We start from the raw sequence: 20,085 nt of genomic DNA, 5'->3' as shown, positions 1-20,085 counted from the left end.
CTCCCCATCGGTACGCGCCCGACCCCGGAAGGAATCCAGTGACTCTCTCATCCGTTGAAACGGCTGCCGCCGTGGCAGCCCCCGAACCCGAACGCATCGACCGCATCCGCGCCGCCGCCTACCGCATCCGCCACTACGCCCTGACCATGGGCGAGGTCCAAGGCCAGGGTTACGTCGGCCAGGCTCTCGGCGCCGCTGACATGCTGGCCGCCGTCTACGCTGACCAACTCAGCTACCGTGCTGACGATCCGCACTGGGAGGGCCGCGACCGGTTCCTGCTCTCCACCGGGCACTACGCAATCGGCCACTACGCGGCGCTGGCCGAAGCCGGAATCGTTCCAGTAGCCGAACTCGAAACCTATGGTTCCGACGATTCCCGCCTGCCGATGTCCGGCATGTCCACGTACACCCCGGGCATGGAAATCTCCGGCGGTTCGTTGGGCCACGGCCTGACCATCGCCGTCGGAATGGCTCTGGGCCTTCGCCTCCAAAGCTCCGCATCCCGCGTGATCAACTTCCTCTCCGACGGCGAACTCGATGAGGGGTCCACCTGGGAGGCCGCCATGGGCGCGCACCACCACCAGCTGGGCAACCTGACGGCCATGGTGGACATCAACGCCCTCCAGGCCGACGGCGCCACCGACACCGTGCTCCGCACGGAGCCGGTCACCGAGAAATGGGAATCATTCGGCTGGTACACGCAGCGCGTGGACGGGAACGACGTCGGGGCGCTGCTGGCAGCGTTCGACAACATCGCCGCCCGCAGGGCGGTTGCGGGAACCTCTGCTTCCGGACAGCCGTCGGTGATTCTCTGCGACACCAAGGTAGGCCGCGGCGTGCCGCTGCTGGAAACCCGCGAGAAAGCGCACTTCATGCGCATCGAAGAGCACGAGTGGCAGATCTGCCGCGAACAGCTGACCGCAGGATACGAAGGGACGGCTTCAGCATGAGCACAGTGACCACCAAACCGAAACTCAAGACCTCCGCCATGATCGCGTCCTTCGCTGATCCCGGCCAGAAGACCACGTCCGCGCCGTTCGGGCATGCGCTGGTCAAAGCCGCCGAGGCGGACTCCCGGATTGTCGGACTCACCGCTGACCTTGGCAAGTACACGGACATGCACATCTTTGCCAAGGCCTTCCCTGAGCGCTTCTTCCAGATGGGCATGGCCGAGCAGCTCCTCTTCGGCGCCGCCGCCGGCATGGCCGAAACCGGACTGATCCCGTTCGCCTCCACCTACTCGGTGTTCGCTGCCCGGCGTGCGTATGACTTCCTCTGCCTGGACATCGCCGAGCCCAACCTTAACGTCAACATCATCGGCGGACTCCCCGGCCTGACCACCGGCTACGGACCCAGCCACCAGGCCACCGAGGACATGGCCATCTTCCGCGGCATGCCCAACCTGACCATCGTGGATCCTTGCGACTCCGTGGACATCGAGCAGGCTGTTCCGCAGCTTGCGGCCTCGGATGGACCCACGTACCTGCGCTTGCTGCGCGGCAACGTGCCCACTGTCCTGGACGAGTACGACTATAAGTTTGAGCTCGGTAAGGCCAAAGTCCTGCGTGGCGGCAACGATGTTGTTTTCGTATCCTCCGGCCTGATGACCATGCGTGCGCTGCAGGCGGCGGATGCGTTGGCGAAGCACAACGTGGATGTGGCCGTGGTGCACACTCCCACCATCAAGCCGTTCGACTCCGCCACCGTGCTGGCCGAGCTGAACACGGATCGCCTGGCCGTGACGCTGGAGAACCACACGGTTGTTGGCGGCCTGTTCGAAACTGTTGCGTCCGCCGTCGTGACTGCTGGTCTCGGCAAGCGCGTGGTTCCCATCGCGCTTCCGGACCAATTCCTCGACGCCGGTGCACTGCCAACGCTGCACGAACGCTACGGGCTGTCCGTGGACCGGATTGTGGCGAAAGTGTTGGCGGAACTCGGCTGAGTTTTCCTGGGAGTGCGGGACGGACATGACTGCCCGTCCCGTACTCCTGCCCGTAGTATCGACAGTTAACACCGGACTGTCAGCAGTCGCCCATAGAACCTGAGGACACACCATGGCCGCCACCGCATCCCTGCTGGGACTTGAGAAGAAGAGCCTGCGGGAACAAGCACTCGCAGCACTGCGGACCGCGATCACCAGCGGTGAACTCGAGCCGGGGCGGCACTTGGTGGAAACCGAGCTTTCCGAGATGCTGCAAATCAGCCGCGGCACCCTCCGCGAAGCCCTGCGCCAGCTGGAACAGGAAGGCCTGATCTCCGCCGGCGCGCGCGGGCGGATGTCCGTGCGGCACCTGGACGTCAAGGAAATCCGGGACATCTTCGCCGTTCGAGGCGTCCTGGAGTCGTTGGCTGCCCGGACCCTCAGCGATATGCCGGACAAGGAAGCCGCGCTCGCAGAGCTGCGTGCCGCCGTCGACACCATGGACAAAGCCGCCAAGTCATCACTGGAGGAGCGGATTGAATCCGACCTCGAGTTCCACCGCACGCTCTGCCGCCTGTCCGGAAACGAAACCCTGCTCCATTCGTGGGAATCCCTGGAGGGCTCCATCCGAATGTCCATCATGTTCGCCGGGCTGGAACGCGCCACGCGCAACATGAGCGTCGGCCGGCATCACGACATTGTTGCTGCCATTGAGACCGGAAACGCGGCGAAAGCACGCGAGACGATCATCGCGCACATGGACGGTGCTGCCGAGAATTTGGTGGGGTAGTTCGGGGAGTTTCACCGGGCAATTTAGGGCTGGCGGCGGATCACAAAGGCGCTCTTCCACACATGCGTGGCTTCTCTCGTTCCAATCTCTTTTACATGCGAGCGTTCGCAGCGGCCTGGAACCTGTCCGACACTACCGACCGGGCGCGGGGAGGCGATGACCCAGCGCATGTCTCAGACGCTCGCGGAGTTCGGCAGGGGTTTGCCTTTTATGGCCGGCAGTTCCATCTCGATGCCCAGGGTGGGGACTTTTACATAGACCTTCTCCTAGTTCACGTGCCTACCAATCGCTTTGTGGTCGTTGAGCTGAAGTCCGGCAAGTTCAGGCCCGAACATCTTGGGCAGCTGAATTTCTACGTGGCTGCGGTCAATGACTTGGTGAAGTTCCCTGAGGATGTCTCCCACAGTCGGAATTCTGGTTTGCGGCTCCAAGCACGAGCCGACAGTGAGGTACGCACTGGACGGGTCATCCCAGCCAGTCGCCGTGAGTTCATATACGTACGATTCCCTCCCTCCGGAAGAGAGGGAAGCTCTGCCATCTCCGGAAGCAATTACTGCCGCGCTTGAGCAGGGAACGGTGGTCGACTCCGGTGACCAAGACTAAGTAGGGTATGGCACCGAACGACTAGTAGAACGGTAACCACCCTCCAGCAGCACGTTTCCTTGAAGGACGCCCACGCCGAGGCCCGGGTGACGAACTGTCGTTGTGTTCAGCTGCCTTCGGCCAGCGGCAGGGTAAGGCTGAAGTGTGCCCCACGTGGGGCCGGATGAGCTTTTGCTGTGCCGTCGTGGGCGAGGGCTGCGTGGTGCACCACGGCCAGTCCCAATCCGGATCCTGCCACGCTTCGCGCGCTGGTGGCACGGTAGAACCTGTCAAAGACGTGCGGCAGGTCCTCCGATGGAATACCCGGTCCCGTATCCCGCACATCAAGAGTGACGCTGCCTTCGGACACGCTCAGGGTTACCCGGACCTGGCCTGGCTCGGCCGTGAATTTGCCGGCCGTGAATTTGCCAGCCGTGAATTTGCCAGCATTGTCCAGTAAGTTCGCGATGGCACGGGCCAGCCTGACGCGTTCCCCTGATACCAGGAGCGGGTGCCCGGAGCCTTCGAGTGACCATGCAACTCCGGGGTAACGCCGTTCGGCGTTATCCAGGCAGAAAAGCACAAGTTCGTTGAGGTCCATTTCTTCGGTGAAGGAAGGAGCCTCTTCGTGGCGGGCAAGGTCGATCAGGTCCTCAATGAGGGACTGCATCCCTATCAGTTCATGCTCCAAGGCCCCGGTGATGCGATCTTTGCTTGCCTGCGACAGTTCGGGATTCCTGAGCATAGCCGCATTGGTTCGCAGGGACGTCAGGGGAGTCCGCAGTTCATGTGAGGCATCGGCAATCAGTTGTTCCTGCTGGCGACGGGATTCCTCCAACTCGCCGAGCATCGTATTGAAGGCGATGCTGAGCCTGTCGATCTCCGTTGTGGTGCTTCGCGGGATCCTGACGTCGGTGTTGCCGGTCTTGGCGATACTCTCTGCCACGGCTGTGAGGCGATCTACCGGCCGGAGTCCGCGTCGCGCTGCCACATAGGCAGTAGCAGCGGCCACAACCAAGGCGCCCAGCACCGTCGCCGTGAGCAGCCAGCCGAGCCGCTCGAAGGACGCCAGCACCCTGTCGTTCCTGACGCCCACCACCAACGCTTGTTGGTTTGGCAGAGGTCTGACGTAAACCCGGATTGGGTCGTTGCCGATGGCAGCTTCCGTGAAGAAAGCCTCACTCTTGCCGGCTGCCACGTCGCGCATCTGCCCAGTGATGGGTAAGGCAGGCCCGGCGCCTGAATCAGGGTCTTCGCCGGGGGTGGGCGCCACGAGCTGGGCGCAGGCAGGCGAACGGACCCAGGTGCACTGCGAAAACCCTTGCCAGTTGGGATCGGTCTGGATGAGCTGAATGATGCGATCCGATTCACGCCGCAGGGAAAGGTCCTCGTTCTTTCGCAGTTCGTGGCCCACCAAGGCATATACCAGCACCGCAAACACCATGACGGTGAGAGTGATGGCCGCTGCGATGACCAGCGTCATCCTCAGCCGTAGCGTCACGACGCAGCCAGCCGGTATCCGACGCCCCGAACGGTCTGGATGATCCGTGGTTCGCCCTCGGCTTCGAGTTTTCTTCGCAGGTAGCTGATGTAGACCTCCAATGAATTGGAGGCCGGCGTCATTGCATATCCCCACACGGCGTCACTGATCTGGCCGCGGCTGAGTGCCTGCTCAGGGTTTTCCGCGAGGACGCAAAGAATGGCGTATTCGGTGCTGCTGAGGTCAATCCACCGTCCGTTTTGCCTCACTGCGTGGGCCTCGGGCACCAGTTCCAAATCGTTGTACCCACTGGGACTGGCCGGAAGGTGGGTTGTCCGGCGTGCCATGGCCCTCAACCGTGCCAGCAGCTCCTTGGGGTCAAACGGCTTGGAAAGGTAGTCATCCGCTCCGGCGTCCAACCCTGCAACGCAGTCGGCCACATCGCTGCGGGCCGTGAGCAAGAGGATCGGAACCGCATTGCCGGCCGCTCGGAGCATTCGGCAGAGGCCGAGTCCGTCCATCACCGGCATCAAAACGTCCGCTACCACTAGGTCCGGGGATGTTGCGGCCACCCTTTCCAACGCCTCCCGGCCGTCAGCTGCCGATTCAACCTGGTAGCCGGCCGCTTCGAGCAGGGACTGCAAGGAGCTCCTGATATCCGGATCGTCGTCGACGACCAAGACTGTTATGGGCTCCGTCATGGCCACCAGCATAGTTTGCGGGGCTTCAGAATCCTTTAAGTTCCTTTCTGAACCATGGGGCTATGGAAAAGGACACTGGAACCACCTATGCAACGGCCAGGCAGCGTGGGCTGTTGGAGGCTCGGCGGCGCCGTCCACGAGCCAGGGATTGGGTTGTGTGCCTGTTTGCAGGACTGCTCATGGCACTGCTCTTTGGCCATGGACTGGTGCCGGAGGTCCGTGGGATGGCGCTGGCCATCGAGAGCTTCCTGCCCTGGGTGGGGGCGGTCATAGCGGCCTTGCTGATAGTGGCATTGCTCTCGAAAGCCTGGTTTGGAGCCCTCCCGGCGGCGGCCGCACTCGTGTCCTGGTGCGTGATCTTTCTACCCGTCGTGGCCACCGGAATCGCGTCGGCTTCCGCTGCAGGCGCCTCGGAGGAGGCTGTCAGCGGATGGAGCGTTGTCACGCAGAACCTCCGCGCAGGAAACCCGGATGCCGATGTGGCTGTGGCAAAGCTGATCAAGTCAGGTGCCGACGTCGTGGTCCTCCAGGAGCTCTCCGGGCCCACCTTGGAACGGATCTCTCCGCTGATGGACGGGACGTTCGCGCATCGGCAGGTAGCGGGGACGGTGGGCGTGTGGAGCCGCTTTCCGCTAAGCCAAGGCAGGCCCCTTGCTTTGGGGCTCGGCTGGTCCCGCGCCCTGAGCATGCAGCTGGAATCGCCGGACGGTCCCGTCCAGCTCTATGCCGTGCACCTGCCCTCCGTCCGACCCAGCGACGTCACCAGCAGGAACAGCGGGCTCGCGAAGCTCAGCAGGATGGTGGAGGCGGACCCCTCGCCGCGAATATTGGTGGTGGGAGACTTTAACGCTGCCAACACGGACCGCGCCTTCAGCCCGTTGCTGGCAATACTCGACGACGCCCGGTCCGGTTTCGGATTCACCTGGCCGGCCAGCCTGCCCGCCACGAGGCCTGACCATATTCTGTTCCGCGGGTTCACCGTTTCCGGAGCCTCTGTCATCAGCTCGCCGGGCACCGACCATCTCGCAACGATGGCGTGGCTGCAGCCCGGGCCTACCCGCCCGACGGTGAGCTTTCAAGGATGACAAAGCGAGCGGGGGAAAACGACACCCAACAGCCTGCCTGTCCCCTTAGTTGCCACCAGCCTTCAGCAGGTGATCCGGCAGTCGGTTTCCCGGGGCTCGGCCGCGGATTTCAAGGAGCTCCCGGGCATGTGCGTGGAGCTTCTTATCCTCGTCAGTCACCGGTTCCCACGACGGAATCGGCACGGCTGTCCCCGTTTCGTCGCGGGCGACCATCACCGTGAGGCAGTACGTGGTGAGGTTCATCTCGCGCGTCTTTGGGTCACCGGAGCGAACGTGGACGGCGATGTGCATGCCTTTGGCTCCCGTGTACACGAGGCGCGCCTCGACTTCCACGACGTGACCGATCAGCAGCGGCCGGTAAAAGCGGACGCCGCCGGAGAACACAGCCACGGTGTCCTTCCCGCAGTAGCGGGACGCGCAAACATACGCGGCCTCATCGATCCACTTCATCACGATGCCGCCGTGGACCTTGCCGCCCCAGTTCACATCAGTGGGGGACGCCATGAACCGCAGCGTGACGCGCTCGGCCGTCCCGGCGTCGGTATATTCCTGGGCGTTCATAGCGTTGACGATCTGCTCGCGAACTTCGATGCGCGCCAGCGCGTGGTCGCGTTGCTCAATCTCTGTAGGCGTTGAGGGGGCGAACTGCGGGACGGGGATCGGCTTGCCGTCCGGACCTACGGCTACGAAGATCACCATGCACTGGCTGTGCATCGTCTCCGGTCCACCCTTCGGATCCCGGGAGCTGACCACGGTGTGGATATGCATGGAGGAGCGGCCGGTGTAAACAATCGTGGAGGTCACCTCCACCATGTCGCCGCTGTTCACCGGATCCGTGAAGTGGATGTTGCCCACGTAGGCGGTGACGCAATAGGACTTCGCCCAGCCAACAGCCGCCGCGTAGGCAGCCTTGTCCACCCACTCAAGAACTGTGCCGGCATCCACCGACCCGCTGTGCCCGACGTCAGTGGGGGCCGCGAGGAAGCGGAGGGTCACGGAATTGCCGGCAGCGTCGCTCATGCTGGAAGTTTACTGTTGGCGGGTTTCTGTTACGCGAGTAAGTCGGTCCTCGCTGTCCATTCGGACAGACACCTCACGTGTTGCGCTGGATGCCGAGGGTGGAAATGAGATCCTCGTGCAATTCGAACCAGACCCGGTGGAAGGAATCACGGTCGGTAGCGGTAACCCAGGCAGGGTCCTCTACGGCTGCTTTGAGTGCGCGGAGCAGACGTTCGGAATACCCCTCGAAGCGAGGCAACAAACCGGTTAGCCGTGCCTCCAACGGACGCCACGCTGCCAGGGCGCCTATCAGGATGTCCATGGCATCCTGAGTGGCCGGTGCCTGCAGTTGGAAAGCACTGCAAGCACTCACAACTCCGGTGTTGTAGTCCGTGAAATCGTCATGGACGGCCAGCACCATGCCGCGCGCACCCGCGCTGTCCAGTTCTTCGGCAAGCAAGCGCTCATTCTCGGCCCTCCCCAAGCTCGACAACGACCAACCGCTGGTCCCCGCAAAAGTGCTGCGGGAGACAAAACCGTTCACGCCCGCGTCGATCAATTGGGACTCCACCAGACTGCGATCCTGCGAGAAGCGAGCCGCCACGGCCTGGGTATCGGCAAAGCCCAAGAGGCGGACGGCGTGCAAGGTGAGGAGCCTCATTCGGCATCCATCCGGGCAACGGTTCCGTGTGATCCGTCAACGGCCAACGTCTCGCCGTTAGGGAGCAGTTCCAGCGCCTCCCGAACCCCCAGCACAGCGGGGATCCCGAACTCGCGGGCGACGATCGCGGCGTGCGACAACATCCCGCCAGTCTCCGTGATCACCGCCGATGCCGTCCAGAAGAGTGGCGTCCATGCGGGGTCGGTGGTGCGGCAGACCAGAACATCGCCGGACTGGAAGCGGTTGAATTCGTCGGGTCCGTGAATGAGCCGGGCAGGACCCCGGGATGTGCCCGCGCTCGCAGGAGTTCCCGTGAGGATTTGGGTCATTGAGTTGCCGCTGTACGTGGACGATCCGCGAGCCTGTCAAGACGCTGCTGGGCTGCCTGCGCGGAGCGGAGCCCCAGACTTTCGGCGATGTGCGGCCACGTCAGGCCTTCCGCCCTGGCAAGGAACAACAGCGCAGTTTCGACGGCGTCCATCTCACCTCGCGCGGCGGATACCAGCGTGAGGGCGGCGCGGAGGTCCAGGGTGTCGGGCGCAGGAGCGTTGTCCTGTCCCCGTGAGCGCCACAGCACGTGTTGGATCAGGTCCATCGCGGACGGCGGTTGCTGTTGGCGGAGCCATGGCCGGGCGGGGAGGTCAGAGGCGCCCCTGTCCAGGAGCAGGCGTGTTGCCTGCGTTTGGAGGGAGGTTGCGGCGGCGTCGTGGGTGGCTGCGCTTTGGTTCATTGCCCCAGCTTTGGCTATCAACACTTTGTTGTCAACAACATGTTGAGTGTAGAAATGCGGCAAAGTCACGCAACTTGCGCAGTAAATGAGAATCAATATCATTTAACGCATGCCTCATCACGCAACCCTCGCCACCTTTGCCCCCACGACGCGCAGACGCCGCTTCCGCGCGCGGCCAATTGCCGCCGTCGGGCTTTCCGCCCTTCTCCTGACCGCCTGTGCGGCTCCCGGCGGCTCGGCCGGAAACGCCAACGAAGCGTCGCCGTCCGCAACCTCAAAGCCGAGCCCGAAGGAGGCGGGCGCTCCGACCCCTCGCCTCGTATACACGCACGACGCCGGTATCGCAGTTCTCGATGCCACCTCGCTGAAGGAGGTGGGAACCGCGGAGATGTCCGGTTTCAACCGCCTGAATCCGGCGGGCGACGGACGGCACGTCTTCGTATCCACCGGCGACTCTTTCCGCCTCTTCGACGCGGGCGCCTGGACCGAACCGCATGGCGACCACAGCCATCACTACGTAAGTGATCCCAGGCTGACCGATCTGGCGTTTGAGGCTGACAAGGCCGGTCACGTGGTGCTTCACGCGGGTAAGACCGTGCTGTTCAATGACGGCTCGGGCAAGGTGGAGAGCTACGAAACGTCGGCGCTGGCCGCCGCGGTGGAGGATGGGAAGCTGCCTGCCACGGACACTTACGTGACGCCGGAAGCGCACCACGGAGTCGCCGTCGAACTCAAGGACGGCAAGCTGCTGGTGACCGTCGGCAACGAGGAAAGTCGCACCGGCATCGCGGTGCTCTCGGCCGGCAAGGGCCAGGACCGCAAGGAAATCGTGCGCAACGAGGACTGCCCGGGAGTCCATGGTGAGGCCGTTGCGGCAGGCGAAGCCGTGGTGGTTGGCTGCGAGGACGGCATGCTGATCTATAAGGACGGGATCATCACTAAGGTCGCGAGCCCGGATGCGTACGGTCGGCTGGGAAACCAGGCCGGTTCGGAGAAGTCTCCCGTGATCTTGGGCGATTACAAGGTGGACAAGGCGGCCAAGCCCGAACGTCCGACGCGAATCTCGCTCGTCAACACTGAAACCGCCGCCATGCAGCTCGTGGACATCGGCACCAGCTACTCGTTCCGCTCACTGGGCCGCGGGCCGTCGGGTGAGGCTCTGGTCCTCGGAACTGATGGCGGACTGCGCGTGATCGATCCGCTCTCCGGAGCGGTTACGTCAACCATCCCCGTGGTAGCTGCTTGGGAAGAGTCTGCCACGTGGCAGGACCCCCGGCCGACGCTCTTTGTGCAAGGTCCGACGGCGTTCGTCACCGAACCGGCCACCAGCACCATTCACGCGGTGGACCTGAAGACGGGCAAGGTTGCGAAGTCGGCGAAGGTGGACCACGTCCCGAACGAGCTCACCGGCGTCACGGGCTAGATCGCTCTCTCACATCCCACCCCTTAACGCCGATCACTCTCTCACTTTCCTCAAGGAAGTGAGAGAGCGATCGACGAATCGGGTCAGGATGTGAGAGAGCGTCCGCGGTTGGGTTACGCGAGGACGCGGAGCTTGGATCCGGAACGGCCGAACAGGGCTGCGTCGGCGGAGATCTTGCCGGCGCCCGCAAGCGCCAGGGCCAAGGCTGCGCCGGCGAAGAGGAGTACCAGCTCGTATCCGCCGTTGCCCACGAAGACGCCGGCCGGGGCGTGTACCAGGAACAGTGCACCGAGCATGTTCACGGCAAGGAGGGCTGCGAAGACGCGGGTCAGGAAACCGATGATCAGCGCAATGCCGCCCACCAGCTCAAGGGTTGCGACAATCGGAGCTACCGCGGAGGCGCCGGGCACGCCCATCTGGGCGAAGGAAGCCTGCGTGCCGGCAATGGTGAATTCGTTGAACTTCTGCCAACCGTGCGCGGCGAAGAGAAATCCTGCAATAACGCGCAGGATGGTCAGGGCTGTGGTGGTCAAGCTGGACTTGTTCATATCTTCAACCCTTACGGACATAGGTTGAAGTGTCAACTAATTGTGGCCTCTTATGACCAAAATCAGGAGCTATCGAACTTCCGGGCGCTCCATGTATCGCGCGTCGGGCTCAGCGAAGCCGAACTGCTTGTACAGCCCGTGGGCATCACCGGTGTGGAGCATCCAACGGAAGTTGGCCCCCGGCCCGGCGTCGATCATCTCCTGCACCATCGCCTTGCCCAGCGACTGGCCCCGCGCCGATTCGTGAACATAAACGTCGGCAAGATAGGCAAGGGCGACGCCGTCGGAGAACGCCCGGGCATAGCCCACCATGGCACCTGTTCCAGAGTCGTACGCGCCCACAATCCGCCACGCGTTGTCCAGTTGCGCTTCGACGTCGGCCCGCGTGCGCCACTTTGCCCAGTAAACATTCGTGGAGAGCTGGGTCCAGAGCCAATCGCGATCCACGCGGTCCTTGTCAGTGGAGAGGAAGAACGTCATCGTGTCCCCTTCGCCTGATTCCGGCGCTTCCTGGCCGGCTTTTGAAGCCACGGCTGCAGGAGCCTGGTGGTGATGGGCAGGAAGATGTACGTCATCAGCGGCGTCAGGATGACGATGTTGAGGAGAACCTGAAGAACCAGCGGCCATTCCTGCGTCAGTGGATGCAGCAGGAAATTTGCCAGCAGGCTGAGCGGGAAGAACGGCAGGAAGATGCTGATGGCTTGCTTCCACCGCGGTGGCACCACGGTTTCGGGCACCACCACCGAGACGTCACCCGGCCGCGAGAACCAACCCTCGATCCCCGTGTGCCGCTCCACGCGGGTGGTCTCCATCATGTCCCTGGCGCTGTCAATCCACCACCGACGCTCCTCCGAGTCCTCCCACTCCTGCAGTGACCCGGCGTCGGCAAAGCGATACAGCATGTGCCACTCATTGGAGCCGGCACCATTGCGTACCCACCCCGACCCCAAATATCCGGGCCATTCACGGGCGAGTTCCTGGCCTGCATGGGCCCAGGCGTTCGCTTGACGGGTGTAGCCGGGGAGGATGGTGCGGGCCACGGAAACGGTGACGGGATGCTCGTTGGACACGGCCCCAAATTTACCCGGCTCCCGGCGGACTAGGCTTGTTTAGTGCCTCAAACCACAACCACCACACCTCGCTCCAACGCCCGGGAGATCCTGCGCCTGGCCGTTCCTGCTTTCGGCGCCCTCATCGCCGAGCCACTATTCCTCCTGGCGGACTCCGCCATCGTTGGACACCTGGGCGTCGACCAACTGGCGGGCGTGGGGCTCGCGTCCACCATCCTGCACACCGCAGTGGGGCTGATGGTTTTCCTGGCGTACTCGACGACGCCGGCAGTCGCCCGGGCGATCGGCGACGGCAAGTTGGGGAAGGCTTTGGCGGCAGGGCGCGACGGCGTATGGCTGGCGCTGCTGCTCGGGTTGGCGCTCGCGGTGGTCGGCTTTGTTGCGGCTGAGCCCTTGGTGGGTTTCATGGGTGCTACTGGCGAAGTGCGGGGGTTTGCCGTCGATTACCTGCGCTGGAGCATGCCCGGCCTGGCCGCGATGCTCCTCATCTTCGCGGGCACCGGTGTGCTGCGCGGCCTGCAGGACACCCGGACTCCGCTGCTGGTGGCGACGGCCGGCTTCGCCCTGAACATCGCCCTCAACGTGTTCCTGGTCTACGGGCTGAACCTGTCCGTGGCGGGGTCGGCGATCGGTACGAGCATTGCCCAATGGGCCATGGCCGCCGTCTATTTGGTGATGGTGAGCCGGAACGCCCGGCATCATGGCGTATCCCTGCGGCCTGACTGGCACGGAATCCGGGCCATGACCAAGGTGGGGTCATGGCTGATGTTGCGGACCCTCAGCCTTCGCCTCGCCATCCTTGCCACCGTCCTGGTGGTGACGGCCCAAGGCGCCGTGAACTTGGCAGCGCACCAGCTGGCCATGACCATTTTCTCGTTCCTTGCGTTCGCGCTGGATGCCTTGGCCATTGCCGCGCAGGCCTTGATCGGCAAGGAACTCGGCGCGAGGAATGCTCAGCGTGTCCGTGAATTGACCCGCACCATGATCCGTTGGGGTCTCGGGTTCGGAGTGATCACGGGCGTACTCCTGGCCATAGCGGCGCCGTGGGCTGGATACCTCTTCACCTCCGACTCGGGCGTCCGCTCCGCCCTCACTGTTGCCCTCTGGGTCCTCGCGGTGGGGCAACCACTGGCCGGGTATGTCTTCGTCCTCGACGGTGTCCTGATAGGCGCCGGTGACGCGCGCTACCTGGCGATTGCCGGCGTCGTAAATCTGGCTGTCTACTTGCCGCTGTTGGTGATCATCCATCAAGTAAGGCCCGACGGCGAGGCGGGGCTCCTCTGGTTGTGGGCCGCGTTTGCGCTGGGCTACATGTTGGCACGCGGGGTGACTTTGGGGCTGCGCGCGCGGACCGATCGGTGGATGGTGCTGGGTTCCCACTAAACTGGATGGGTGACTCTCCCAGCGACTCCTGCCCAGACTCCTTCTGCCTCCGTGGGCGGGCTCTGGAAACCCGTGCTGATCCGTGCGACGGTGGCATTGTTGTTCGGCGCGGTCACCATCTTCTGGGCTTCGCCGTCAGTGCACGTGCTGGCGTGGGCTGTGGGACTGTATCTGCTGGTGACCGCAGTGGCCGTGTGGATGTCCCGCGCTTTGCCGGTGGCGGTGCCTGTGGTGATGGCGCTCGGTGGCGTCGGCGCTTTGGTCACCCAGTCGGACGAGGGTGTGGCGCTTGCTGCCATGTTGGCGCTGCTGGTGCTGGGCCTTCTTGAGTTCGCCCATGGCCTCCGGAAGCGTGACGTATTGGCCCGCGACTGGCTCATTTCCGGCCTTATCTCGGTAGGCACTGCCGTGGCACTCCCGTTCTTCACTTCGCTGGGAGCACATGCGCTGTTGGGCGTGGCCGGAGGTGGAGCCATCCTTTCCGGAATGTTGTGGGTGCTGTCCGGACTGACGCTGCGGCATGACGCCCGGACCGGAGCCGGCGGCTCGGCCCAGGCTGCTGCGCCCGGCGCTTCGCCCGAGGCCGTAAACTAGTAGCTGGACGTTCTACTCGTTGTAGAACTTTTGCAGACCGGCGGACGCTGAACCGCCATCATTGGAGGAATGACCGTGGAAGACCAGACACCAGGAGAACCGCGCAAGATGCGGACCTCGGTCAAGGGACCCCTCATGTTCTCCGCGTTCTTTGCCGTACTGGCTTTTATCGCCGTGCTGATATTCGCTTCAGGCGGCAGTGCGCGCGCCCCGCGTTTCGACCTCGCCTTTACCGGCGCCGGCATCGCGTTCATTGTGAGCCTTGTGGTGGCAGCCATGCTTTCCATGAGCCATAAGGAGAACGCCGACCACCTGGGCAAGGGCTCCGGCGTCAACCTCAGCTCGAAGCGTCCCGGTCATGGCGGTTCGGCGGCCCCGGACTCGCCTGACGAGCCGGAAACGCCCGACGCCGGCCGCTAACCTTCCAGCGCTTCCTCACTGTGGTGGGGGAGCGCTTTTCGTTTGCCGCCGGGGTTTCGCTGCTGCGTGAGGACACCCAAAACCATGTGTGCCACTGAATCGGTCCGGTGCCAGGCACATCCGAGTGGCGCTGGTCCGGGTCCGTGGCGTCAACGAATCTGCGTGGCGCCAGCGGCGCCGACTACTCGCCCTCCGCGGCTTTACGAGCCCGATAGGCCGCCACGTGGGCGCGGTTGGCGCAGTTTCCAGTGTCGCAATAAAGCTTGGAGCGGTTGCGGCTGAGGTCCAGAACCACGGCGTCGCAGTCGTCGGCCGCGCACACACGCATGCGCTCCATTTCCTTGCTGCGGATCACGTCAATGATGGCCATCGCGGCTTCGGTGCCCATCCGGTCGGCCAGCGGAGCTTCGGGTGTGGTGGCGTGGAGGTGCCAATCCCAGTGGTCATGCTTCACGAGCTGGGGCAGGGCCTTCGCATCGGCCAGCAGCTTGTTGACGGACTTGGCGGCGGTGTCTTCGTCGGAGCTCCACAATGCGCCCAGGGCGCTGCGAAGTCGCTTAATGCTGCTCAGCTCCGCAGCCGATTTTGTCCGTGAACCTGTGAACTCTTCGGCATCCAGGAAGGCGTCCAGATCCTCTACGGAGGCAAGCGAATCCGCTCCGTTGGCCGCTGTATTGATCAAATTAACGACGCTGCGGAGGGCCACCTCGGTGTCAGGCGCAAAAAGCACTTTGACTCCTTACATAAATCGGGAGTACTGTCATGACCATAAGCCCACTTTACTCCTGACAGGAGGCTGCTGTGTCAGCTCCAACGACGAAGGCTGATGCAAAAGGTTTCCTGGCATCAGGACTCGGCATCGCACTCTTTTCATCCGCTGTTTTCGGCACCTCCGGCTCGTTTGCCAAATCGATGCTGGAAACCGGGTGGTCACCCGGCGCCGCGGTTGCCGTGCGCCTCACAGGTGCGGCGCTGATTCTGGCGATTCCCGCCGTCGTGGTTCTTCGCGGCCGCTGGCACCAACTGAAGGACAATTGGCTCACCATCCTTCTGTTCGGTCTCATTGGTGTGGCGGGCTGCCAGCTGTTCTACTTCAACGCCGTGGCCCGGCTGTCCGTAGGTGTTGCGCTGCTGCTCGAATATCTGGCCCCGGTGATGATCGTGCTGTGGCTCTGGATCGCCAGCCGACGCCGGCCCCGCGCCCTCACTGCTGCGGGGGCGTTGCTCTCACTGGGCGGCCTGGTGCTGGTACTGGACCTCACGGGCGCCGTAAAGGTGGACTTCATCGGTGTCCTCTGGGGCATGGCGGCGGCCGTTTGCCTGGTGATCTATTTCTTCATCACCGCCAAGGAAAATGACACACTTCCCCCGCTGGTCCTTGCCTCCGGTGGCCTGGTGGTAGGCGCACTCACCATGTGGCTGGTAGGGCTCGTGGGCCTGTTGCCCATGACGTTCAGCACCGCGGACACCACCCTGGGTCCGTGGACCACGCCATGGTGGGTTTCGGCGCTGGGGCTTGTCATCCTCGCTACCGTTCTGGCTTACGTTTCCGGGATCATGGCTGCCCGAAGCCTGGGCTCCAAGGTGGCGTCCTTCGTGTCCCTGACTGAAGTGCTCTTCGCCGTGTTGTGGGCGTGGCTGCTGCTGGGCGAACTGCCGGGTTCGATTCAACTTCTGGGCGGACTCCTGATCGTGGGAGGCGTAGTCCTGGTCCGCGTTGACGAGCTGCGCGGGGACCGACGCGAGGCTGCCGCAGCGGCAAGGGCCCTGGATCACCCGAACGACGTCGAACCCGTCCCTTCCGGGCATGTCACCAAGGTATCGCGGCACTAGCAGGGGTTTGATTCCTAACAGCGAAAGGCCCCGGACGCTCGTGCGTCCGGGGCCTTTCCCAACTGTCTTAGTTGGAAGCCTGCTGCTGCTGCTCAGCGTTCTTCTGAGCGCGATCGCCGGCTTCGCGAAGTGCGTCGGCAACCTTCTTCAGGTTGGAAGCGTGCTGGCTGTCCCACTCGCCGCGGAACTTGTCAGCGTCCGGGCCCTTCCAGTCAGTGCCGTCAAGAGCACCCTTCAGCTGTGAACGCTGCTGCTCGATGTTCTCGGCACCTGCCTTCAGCTTGTTACCGAGCTGACGAAGCTGATCAACATCTGCACCCCAAATAGCCATGAGATTCTCCTTCATTTGTTCGGACCCGAGCTCTTCGGCATCCCCAGCGGCCTCCGGCTCATCCGGAAGATCCAATAGCTAAAACCTATCCCGGGAATCGTAAACCCGTCGATGGGCACCCCTCCCCATGCAGCACTGCCCATAGTTAGCATGGGGTTATGTGCCGCAATATTCGGACCCTTCATAACTTTGAACCACGAGCTACGACGGCGGAGGTGGAGGCTGCTGCGCTGCAATACGTACGCAAGATCAGCGGAGCAACGCACCCGTCCAAGGCCAACGAGGAAGCCTTCGCTGAGGCTGTTCACGAGATCGCCCATATTACGCAGCATCTCTTGGACTCATTGGTGAGCCATGCGCCGGCGAAGAACCGCGACGAGGAAGCTGCCAAGGCCAAGGCCCGGGCTGCTGTCCGCTTCGGGACGGCCTAGCTCCACGCAAAAGTAGCTGGCAGTAGTGGTTGTTCTGGGGACCCAGAGCAACCACTACTGCCAGTCAGTTGGGCCTACTTGCCGAACGAGCGCAGCCGCAACGAGTTGGCTACTACCAGCACTGAGCTCGCTGCCATGGCTGCCCCTGCGATCATCGGATTCAGGAACCCGAGTGCTGCCACCGGAATGCCGATCGCGTTGTAGAAAAAGGCCCAGAACAGATTGGTCTTGATGGTGGAAAGTGTTTTTCGGGAGAGCTCAATAGCCTGCACCAGCTGACCAAGATCGCTACCCATCACCGTCAGATCAGAGGCTTCAATAGCAACATCCGTGCCCGAGCCCATCGCGATTCCGAGGTCCGATTGTGCCAGGGCCGCGGCGTCGTTGACACCGTCGCCGGCCATGGCCACCGTGGCACCGGATTGCTGCAGCTTCCGAACCGCGTCCACTTTGCCTTCCGGCAGGACTCCGGCGAAGACGTCGTCCGGGGCGATTCCGACGGCGGCAGCCACTTGCGCGGCGACGGCGGCGTTATCACCGGTCAACAGGATGGGGCGGATTCCCAGGTCCTTCAGCCGCTGGATGGCTGCAGCGGAACCAGGCTTGATGGTGTCGGTCAGGCTGACTATCCCTGCTGGCTGACCGTCCACGGCAACCCAGATGGCTGTGGCACCGCCGTTTTCCTCAGCGGCCAAGGTGTCCCGTTGGTCTGAGTCGAGGGAGATGCTGTTTTCCTCGAGCCAGCCGGAGCGTCCAACTACTACCGTCTGTGCAGTGCCGTCCAGCACCACGGTTCCCCGCACTCCGCCGCCGGGAGCGGAACTGAAGCCTTGAACGGAAGGGAGGGCGCCGGCGTCGGGCATAGCGTCCTTCGCCGCAGCCGCAATCGCATGGGCGATAGGGTGCTCCGACGCTGACTCGACAGCACCAGCCAAGGTGAGTACGGCGGTTGGGGAGTAGCCATTTAAAGCGAACGTGTGGTCAACGGCAAGCTTGCCACTGGTCACGGTTCCGGTCTTATCCAGCAGGATGGTGTCCACGTGCCGGGTGTCCTCGAGGACCTGCGGGCCCTTGATGAGGATGCCCAGCTGCGCACCGCGGCCCGTCCCCGTCAGCAGTCCAACGGGAGTCGCAAGGCCCAAGGCGCAGGGGCAAGCGATCACCAGGACGGCGACGGCGGCCGTGAAAGCTGCGTTGAGGTCGCCGGAGAAGAACAGCCAGAGCAGGAACGTCACCAAGGCAATGACCAGCACGATCGGCACGAAGACTGAACTGATCCTGTCTGCGAGCCTGGCGATCGGGGCCTTGCCCGTCTGAGCTTGGCTGACCAAGCGCCCCATCTGAGCGAGCGTCGTGTCGGAGCCGACACGTGTTGCCCGCACCAGCAAGCGGCCGGATGTGTTGATCGTCGCTCCCGTCACCAGGCTGCCCGGTCCCACTTCAACCGGCACCGATTCGCCGGTTACCAAGGAAGCGTCGACGGCGGAAGCGCCGTCCGTGACCACGCCGTCGGTGGCGATTTTCTCGCCTGGGCGGACCACGATGAGGTCGTCCACCAGGAGTTGGTCGGCTGGAATCTTCTGCTCCACGCCGTCCACCAGAATTGTGGCGTCCTTGGCTCCCAGGTTCAGCAGTGCCTTGAGTGCATTGCCTGCCTTGGCCTTGGCGTTGGCCTCCAGGTAGCGCCCGAGGAGCAGGAAGGTGGTGACCACTGCCGCGACCTCGAAGTACAGCCCACCGCCGGACATGCTTTCCATGCCGGGGTGCTCTGTCATGCGGGGATCTGCGAACAACTGCCATGCCGAGTACAGGTAAGCGGCGATGACGCCTATGGAAACGAGGGTGTCCATGGTGGACGCGAAGTGCCTGGCGTTGATGGCCGCTGCCCGGTGGAACGGCCAGGCCGCCCAGCTAACCACGGGCAAAGCCAAGGCGCCGACTACCCATCCCCAGTTGGCAAACTGGAGCGCGGGAATCATCGAGATCGCGAACACCGGCACGGTCAGCAGCGCTGCGGCAATCAGGCGCGGACGGAGCGTCGACGCGGAGGGGCCATGCTCCATATGATTTTCGTGCGCTGCGTGCTCTGCTTCCGGAGCCTCGTCGCCGTGGTGGTGCTCGTGGGTATTGTGTTCGCGAGTGTGTGGTGCCGGGGCCTGGCGAACGGTTGCTTTGTAACCCGTTGCGTTGACCGTGTCCACGATTTGCTGGTCGGTCACGCTGGCGGGGACCGTCACATGGGCTGATTCGAGGGGCAGGTTAACGCTTGCCTCGACGCCGTCGAGCTTGCCCAGTTTTCGTTCCACTCGATTGACGCACGAGGCGCAGGTCATGCCCTCGATGTCGAGTTCGATCACCCTGTGTGCGGGCTGGTTGAAAGTCTCCTGGCTACTCAAGAGGACTCCTAAGCTTCGTTGGCTACCACCAGGTAGCCGGCTTCTGCGACGGCCTCGCCGATTTCCGATGGCGAGAGCTCGCTGGTTGACGTGATGGTTACGGTGGACAGGCCGCCGGGGTTGAGGTCCACGGCGACATCCTGGACGCCGCTCAGCGCTTCGAGTTCTTCGCTCACGCTGGAGACGCAGTGGCCGCAGGTCATGCCGGAAACGTTCACGTTGGTCTGGATTGTCTGGCTCATGGCGTGCTCCTTGGTGCTGAGTTGGATGGTGTGATGAGTGGGAGCGGAATTACCGCAGCAGGCGCCCGATGGCATCGGTGGCCTCCTTGACTTTGGCATCGATCTGCTCGGCGCGGGCTTCAGGATCCGGCTCGGAGGCGGCCCCGACCACGCAGTGGCCGATGTGCTCCTCAACAAGCCCAAGGCTGACCGCGTGGAGGGCCTTGGTGGCAGCGGCAACCTGCGTGAGGATGTCGATGCAGTACTTGTCGTCCTCCACCATGCGCGCGATTCCACGGACTTGGCCTTCAATGCGTTTCAGCCGTTTGAGGTACGCGTCCTTGTTGCTGGTGTATCCATGCGGTGGCGCGTGCTCCAGGTCCACTTCGATGACAGGAACATCCGCGCTCGGGTGATTGACACTCAGGTCTACCTTGCTCATACCGCCAACATATACCCTATGGGGGTATCAAATCAAGTACCCCT

The 20,085-nt window shown here is 63.3% G+C and carries 25 protein-coding genes; 11 read left to right on the top strand and 14 right to left on the bottom strand.

Annotated features, from left to right (window positions below; translation table 11 throughout):
- The first annotated feature begins 38 nt into the window (after nucleotides 1-38).
- The 4 genes from FQP90_RS06295 to FQP90_RS23975 all read left to right on the top strand — a co-directional run bounded on the left by FQP90_RS06295 (nucleotide 39) and on the right by FQP90_RS23975 (nucleotide 3,277).
- Nucleotides 39-950 (top strand): transketolase, encoded by a 912-nt coding sequence (locus tag FQP90_RS06295; RefSeq protein WP_144648836.1) that lies wholly within the window; start codon nucleotides 39-41, stop codon nucleotides 948-950.
- The gene (locus tag FQP90_RS06290; RefSeq protein WP_144648835.1) at nucleotides 947-1,942 is read left to right on the top strand and encodes a transketolase family protein; all 996 of its coding nucleotides are present in this window, start codon (nucleotides 947-949) and stop codon (nucleotides 1,940-1,942) included. Before FQP90_RS06295 ends, FQP90_RS06290 begins: the two co-directional genes overlap by 4 nt.
- A 112-nt stretch (nucleotides 1,943-2,054) precedes the next feature.
- Nucleotides 2,055-2,711, top strand: coding sequence for a GntR family transcriptional regulator (locus tag FQP90_RS06285; RefSeq protein WP_144648834.1), 657 nt, complete (start codon nucleotides 2,055-2,057; stop codon nucleotides 2,709-2,711).
- A 62-nt stretch (nucleotides 2,712-2,773) separates the two neighbouring features.
- Nucleotides 2,774-3,277, top strand: coding sequence for a PDDEXK nuclease domain-containing protein (locus tag FQP90_RS23975; protein WP_306439375.1), 504 nt, complete (start codon nucleotides 2,774-2,776; stop codon nucleotides 3,275-3,277).
- Between the two features lie 143 nt (nucleotides 3,278-3,420).
- Here the strand turns inward: FQP90_RS23975 and FQP90_RS06275 are convergent, their stop codons facing one another.
- Nucleotides 3,421-4,776 (bottom strand): sensor histidine kinase, encoded by a 1,356-nt coding sequence (locus FQP90_RS06275; RefSeq protein ID WP_144648833.1) that lies wholly within the window; start codon nucleotides 4,774-4,776, stop codon nucleotides 3,421-3,423.
- Between the two features lie 14 nt (nucleotides 4,777-4,790).
- Nucleotides 4,791-5,474, bottom strand: coding sequence for a response regulator transcription factor (locus FQP90_RS06270; protein WP_144648832.1), 684 nt, complete (start codon nucleotides 5,472-5,474; stop codon nucleotides 4,791-4,793).
- A 62-nt stretch (nucleotides 5,475-5,536) separates the two neighbouring features.
- Between FQP90_RS06270 and FQP90_RS06265 the strand changes: the two genes are divergently transcribed.
- Nucleotides 5,537-6,559 carry an endonuclease/exonuclease/phosphatase family protein gene (locus FQP90_RS06265; protein ID WP_144648831.1) on the top strand — a complete coding sequence of 341 codons (1,023 nt, stop codon included), beginning with the start codon at nucleotides 5,537-5,539 and terminating at the stop codon, nucleotides 6,557-6,559.
- A 45-nt stretch (nucleotides 6,560-6,604) separates the two neighbouring features.
- Here FQP90_RS06265 and FQP90_RS06260 read toward each other — a convergent pair whose 3' ends face one another.
- The 4 genes from FQP90_RS06260 to FQP90_RS06245 form a co-directional block, all read right to left on the bottom strand.
- Complete coding sequence (locus FQP90_RS06260; protein ID WP_144648830.1) at nucleotides 6,605-7,579, bottom strand: acyl-CoA thioesterase; 975 nt, start codon at nucleotides 7,577-7,579, stop codon at nucleotides 6,605-6,607.
- Between the two features lie 73 nt (nucleotides 7,580-7,652).
- Nucleotides 7,653-8,219, bottom strand: a complete 567-nt coding sequence (locus FQP90_RS06255; RefSeq protein ID WP_144648829.1) for a hypothetical protein — start codon at nucleotides 8,217-8,219, stop codon at nucleotides 7,653-7,655.
- Nucleotides 8,216-8,548, bottom strand: coding sequence for a PEP-utilizing enzyme (locus FQP90_RS06250; protein WP_144648828.1), 333 nt, complete (start codon nucleotides 8,546-8,548; stop codon nucleotides 8,216-8,218). The genes FQP90_RS06255 and FQP90_RS06250 overlap by 4 nt, the downstream gene beginning before the upstream one ends.
- Nucleotides 8,545-8,949, bottom strand: a complete 405-nt coding sequence (locus tag FQP90_RS06245; protein WP_144648827.1) for a hypothetical protein — start codon at nucleotides 8,947-8,949, stop codon at nucleotides 8,545-8,547. The genes FQP90_RS06250 and FQP90_RS06245 overlap by 4 nt, the downstream gene beginning before the upstream one ends.
- A gap of 109 nt (nucleotides 8,950-9,058) precedes the next feature.
- On the opposite strand from FQP90_RS06245, the gene aztD reads away from it, so the two are divergent.
- Nucleotides 9,059-10,372 carry a zinc metallochaperone AztD gene (gene aztD, locus FQP90_RS06240; RefSeq protein ID WP_244296539.1) on the top strand — a complete coding sequence of 438 codons (1,314 nt, stop codon included), beginning with the start codon at nucleotides 9,059-9,061 and terminating at the stop codon, nucleotides 10,370-10,372.
- Between the two features lie 113 nt (nucleotides 10,373-10,485).
- On the opposite strand, the gene FQP90_RS06235 is transcribed toward aztD, so the two are convergent.
- From FQP90_RS06235 to FQP90_RS06225, 3 genes are all read right to left on the bottom strand, one after another.
- Complete coding sequence (locus FQP90_RS06235) at nucleotides 10,486-10,920, bottom strand: DoxX family protein (RefSeq protein WP_144648826.1); 435 nt, start codon at nucleotides 10,918-10,920, stop codon at nucleotides 10,486-10,488.
- A 69-nt stretch (nucleotides 10,921-10,989) separates the two neighbouring features.
- The gene (locus FQP90_RS06230) at nucleotides 10,990-11,400 is read right to left on the bottom strand and encodes a GNAT family N-acetyltransferase (protein ID WP_144648825.1); all 411 of its coding nucleotides are present in this window, start codon (nucleotides 11,398-11,400) and stop codon (nucleotides 10,990-10,992) included.
- The gene (locus FQP90_RS06225) at nucleotides 11,397-11,990 is read right to left on the bottom strand and encodes an antibiotic biosynthesis monooxygenase (protein ID WP_144648824.1); all 594 of its coding nucleotides are present in this window, start codon (nucleotides 11,988-11,990) and stop codon (nucleotides 11,397-11,399) included. Before FQP90_RS06225 ends, FQP90_RS06230 begins: the two co-directional genes overlap by 4 nt.
- Before the next feature lie 42 nt (nucleotides 11,991-12,032).
- Between FQP90_RS06225 and FQP90_RS06220 the strand changes: the two genes are divergently transcribed.
- The 3 genes from FQP90_RS06220 to FQP90_RS06210 all read left to right on the top strand — a co-directional run bounded on the left by FQP90_RS06220 (nucleotide 12,033) and on the right by FQP90_RS06210 (nucleotide 14,387).
- Nucleotides 12,033-13,373, top strand: coding sequence for an MATE family efflux transporter (locus FQP90_RS06220; RefSeq protein WP_144648823.1), 1,341 nt, complete (start codon nucleotides 12,033-12,035; stop codon nucleotides 13,371-13,373).
- 9 nt (nucleotides 13,374-13,382) lie between these two features.
- Nucleotides 13,383-13,967, top strand: a complete 585-nt coding sequence (locus FQP90_RS06215) for a hypothetical protein (protein ID WP_244296538.1) — start codon at nucleotides 13,383-13,385, stop codon at nucleotides 13,965-13,967.
- Between the two features lie 69 nt (nucleotides 13,968-14,036).
- Complete coding sequence (locus FQP90_RS06210; protein ID WP_144648822.1) at nucleotides 14,037-14,387, top strand: hypothetical protein; 351 nt, start codon at nucleotides 14,037-14,039, stop codon at nucleotides 14,385-14,387.
- A gap of 181 nt (nucleotides 14,388-14,568) precedes the next feature.
- On the opposite strand, the gene FQP90_RS06205 is transcribed toward FQP90_RS06210, so the two are convergent.
- Entirely contained in the window at nucleotides 14,569-15,117 is a 549-nt protein-coding gene (locus FQP90_RS06205; protein WP_144648821.1) for a CGNR zinc finger domain-containing protein, read from the bottom strand.
- Nucleotides 15,118-15,188: 71 nt separating this feature from the next.
- On the opposite strand from FQP90_RS06205, the gene FQP90_RS06200 reads away from it, so the two are divergent.
- Nucleotides 15,189-16,220 (top strand): EamA family transporter, encoded by a 1,032-nt coding sequence (locus FQP90_RS06200; protein ID WP_144648820.1) that lies wholly within the window; start codon nucleotides 15,189-15,191, stop codon nucleotides 16,218-16,220.
- Nucleotides 16,221-16,287: 67 nt separating this feature from the next.
- Here FQP90_RS06200 and FQP90_RS06195 read toward each other — a convergent pair whose 3' ends face one another.
- Nucleotides 16,288-16,551, bottom strand: a complete 264-nt coding sequence (locus FQP90_RS06195) for a WXG100 family type VII secretion target (RefSeq protein WP_011776688.1) — start codon at nucleotides 16,549-16,551, stop codon at nucleotides 16,288-16,290.
- A 158-nt stretch (nucleotides 16,552-16,709) separates the two neighbouring features.
- Here FQP90_RS06195 and FQP90_RS06190 point away from each other — a divergent pair, with 158 nt between their 5' ends.
- Nucleotides 16,710-16,982, top strand: a complete 273-nt coding sequence (locus FQP90_RS06190) for a DUF2277 domain-containing protein (protein ID WP_144648819.1) — start codon at nucleotides 16,710-16,712, stop codon at nucleotides 16,980-16,982.
- A gap of 74 nt (nucleotides 16,983-17,056) precedes the next feature.
- Here FQP90_RS06190 and FQP90_RS06185 read toward each other — a convergent pair whose 3' ends face one another.
- From FQP90_RS06185 to FQP90_RS06175, 3 genes are read right to left on the bottom strand one after another with little or no spacing between them, the layout of a single operon-like run.
- Nucleotides 17,057-19,378 carry a heavy metal translocating P-type ATPase gene (locus FQP90_RS06185; protein WP_144648818.1) on the bottom strand — a complete coding sequence of 774 codons (2,322 nt, stop codon included), beginning with the start codon at nucleotides 19,376-19,378 and terminating at the stop codon, nucleotides 17,057-17,059.
- Nucleotides 19,379-19,386: 8 nt separating this feature from the next.
- Complete coding sequence (locus tag FQP90_RS06180; RefSeq protein WP_167510419.1) at nucleotides 19,387-19,620, bottom strand: heavy-metal-associated domain-containing protein; 234 nt, start codon at nucleotides 19,618-19,620, stop codon at nucleotides 19,387-19,389.
- A gap of 49 nt (nucleotides 19,621-19,669) precedes the next feature.
- Nucleotides 19,670-20,041, bottom strand: a complete 372-nt coding sequence (locus tag FQP90_RS06175) for a metal-sensitive transcriptional regulator (RefSeq protein ID WP_144648816.1) — start codon at nucleotides 20,039-20,041, stop codon at nucleotides 19,670-19,672.
- Nucleotides 20,042-20,085: the final 44 nt, after the last annotated feature.

The organism is Paenarthrobacter nitroguajacolicus (assembly GCF_007786235.1).
Taxonomy (GTDB): domain Bacteria; phylum Actinomycetota; class Actinomycetes; order Actinomycetales; family Micrococcaceae; genus Arthrobacter; species Arthrobacter nitroguajacolicus_A.
This window is presented reverse-complemented; position numbering and strand designations above follow the sequence as displayed.

Bases quoted from the DNA above. Each gene is read 5' to 3' on its own strand.
- FQP90_RS06245 (WP_144648827.1), bottom strand. From the start codon at position 8,949: ATGAACCAAAGCGCAGCCACCCACGACGCCGCCGCAACCTCCCTCCAA.
- FQP90_RS23975 (WP_306439375.1), top strand. From the start codon at position 2,774: ATGCGTGGCTTCTCTCGTTCCAATCTCTTTTACATGCGAGCGTTCGCA.
- FQP90_RS06175 (WP_144648816.1), bottom strand. From the start codon at position 20,041: ATGAGCAAGGTAGACCTGAGTGTCAATCACCCGAGCGCGGATGTTCCT.
- FQP90_RS06260 (WP_144648830.1), bottom strand. From the start codon at position 7,579: ATGAGCGACGCTGCCGGCAATTCCGTGACCCTCCGCTTCCTCGCGGCC.
- FQP90_RS06235 (WP_144648826.1), bottom strand. From the start codon at position 10,920: ATGAACAAGTCCAGCTTGACCACCACAGCCCTGACCATCCTGCGCGTT.
- FQP90_RS06250 (WP_144648828.1), bottom strand. From the start codon at position 8,548: ATGACCCAAATCCTCACGGGAACTCCTGCGAGCGCGGGCACATCCCGG.
- FQP90_RS06275 (WP_144648833.1), bottom strand. From the start codon at position 4,776: ATGACGCTGGTCATCGCAGCGGCCATCACTCTCACCGTCATGGTGTTT.
- FQP90_RS06290 (WP_144648835.1), top strand. From the start codon at position 947: ATGAGCACAGTGACCACCAAACCGAAACTCAAGACCTCCGCCATGATC.
- FQP90_RS06255 (WP_144648829.1), bottom strand. From the start codon at position 8,219: ATGAGGCTCCTCACCTTGCACGCCGTCCGCCTCTTGGGCTTTGCCGAT.
- FQP90_RS06265 (WP_144648831.1), top strand. From the start codon at position 5,537: ATGGAAAAGGACACTGGAACCACCTATGCAACGGCCAGGCAGCGTGGG.
- FQP90_RS06190 (WP_144648819.1), top strand. From the start codon at position 16,710: ATGTGCCGCAATATTCGGACCCTTCATAACTTTGAACCACGAGCTACG.
- FQP90_RS06230 (WP_144648825.1), bottom strand. From the start codon at position 11,400: ATGACGTTCTTCCTCTCCACTGACAAGGACCGCGTGGATCGCGATTGG.
- FQP90_RS06210 (WP_144648822.1), top strand. From the start codon at position 14,037: ATGACCGTGGAAGACCAGACACCAGGAGAACCGCGCAAGATGCGGACC.
- FQP90_RS06285 (WP_144648834.1), top strand. From the start codon at position 2,055: ATGGCCGCCACCGCATCCCTGCTGGGACTTGAGAAGAAGAGCCTGCGG.
- aztD (WP_244296539.1), top strand. From the start codon at position 9,059: ATGCCTCATCACGCAACCCTCGCCACCTTTGCCCCCACGACGCGCAGA.
- FQP90_RS06195 (WP_011776688.1), bottom strand. From the start codon at position 16,551: ATGGCTATTTGGGGTGCAGATGTTGATCAGCTTCGTCAGCTCGGTAAC.
- FQP90_RS06180 (WP_167510419.1), bottom strand. From the start codon at position 19,620: ATGAGCCAGACAATCCAGACCAACGTGAACGTTTCCGGCATGACCTGC.
- FQP90_RS06270 (WP_144648832.1), bottom strand. From the start codon at position 5,474: ATGACGGAGCCCATAACAGTCTTGGTCGTCGACGACGATCCGGATATC.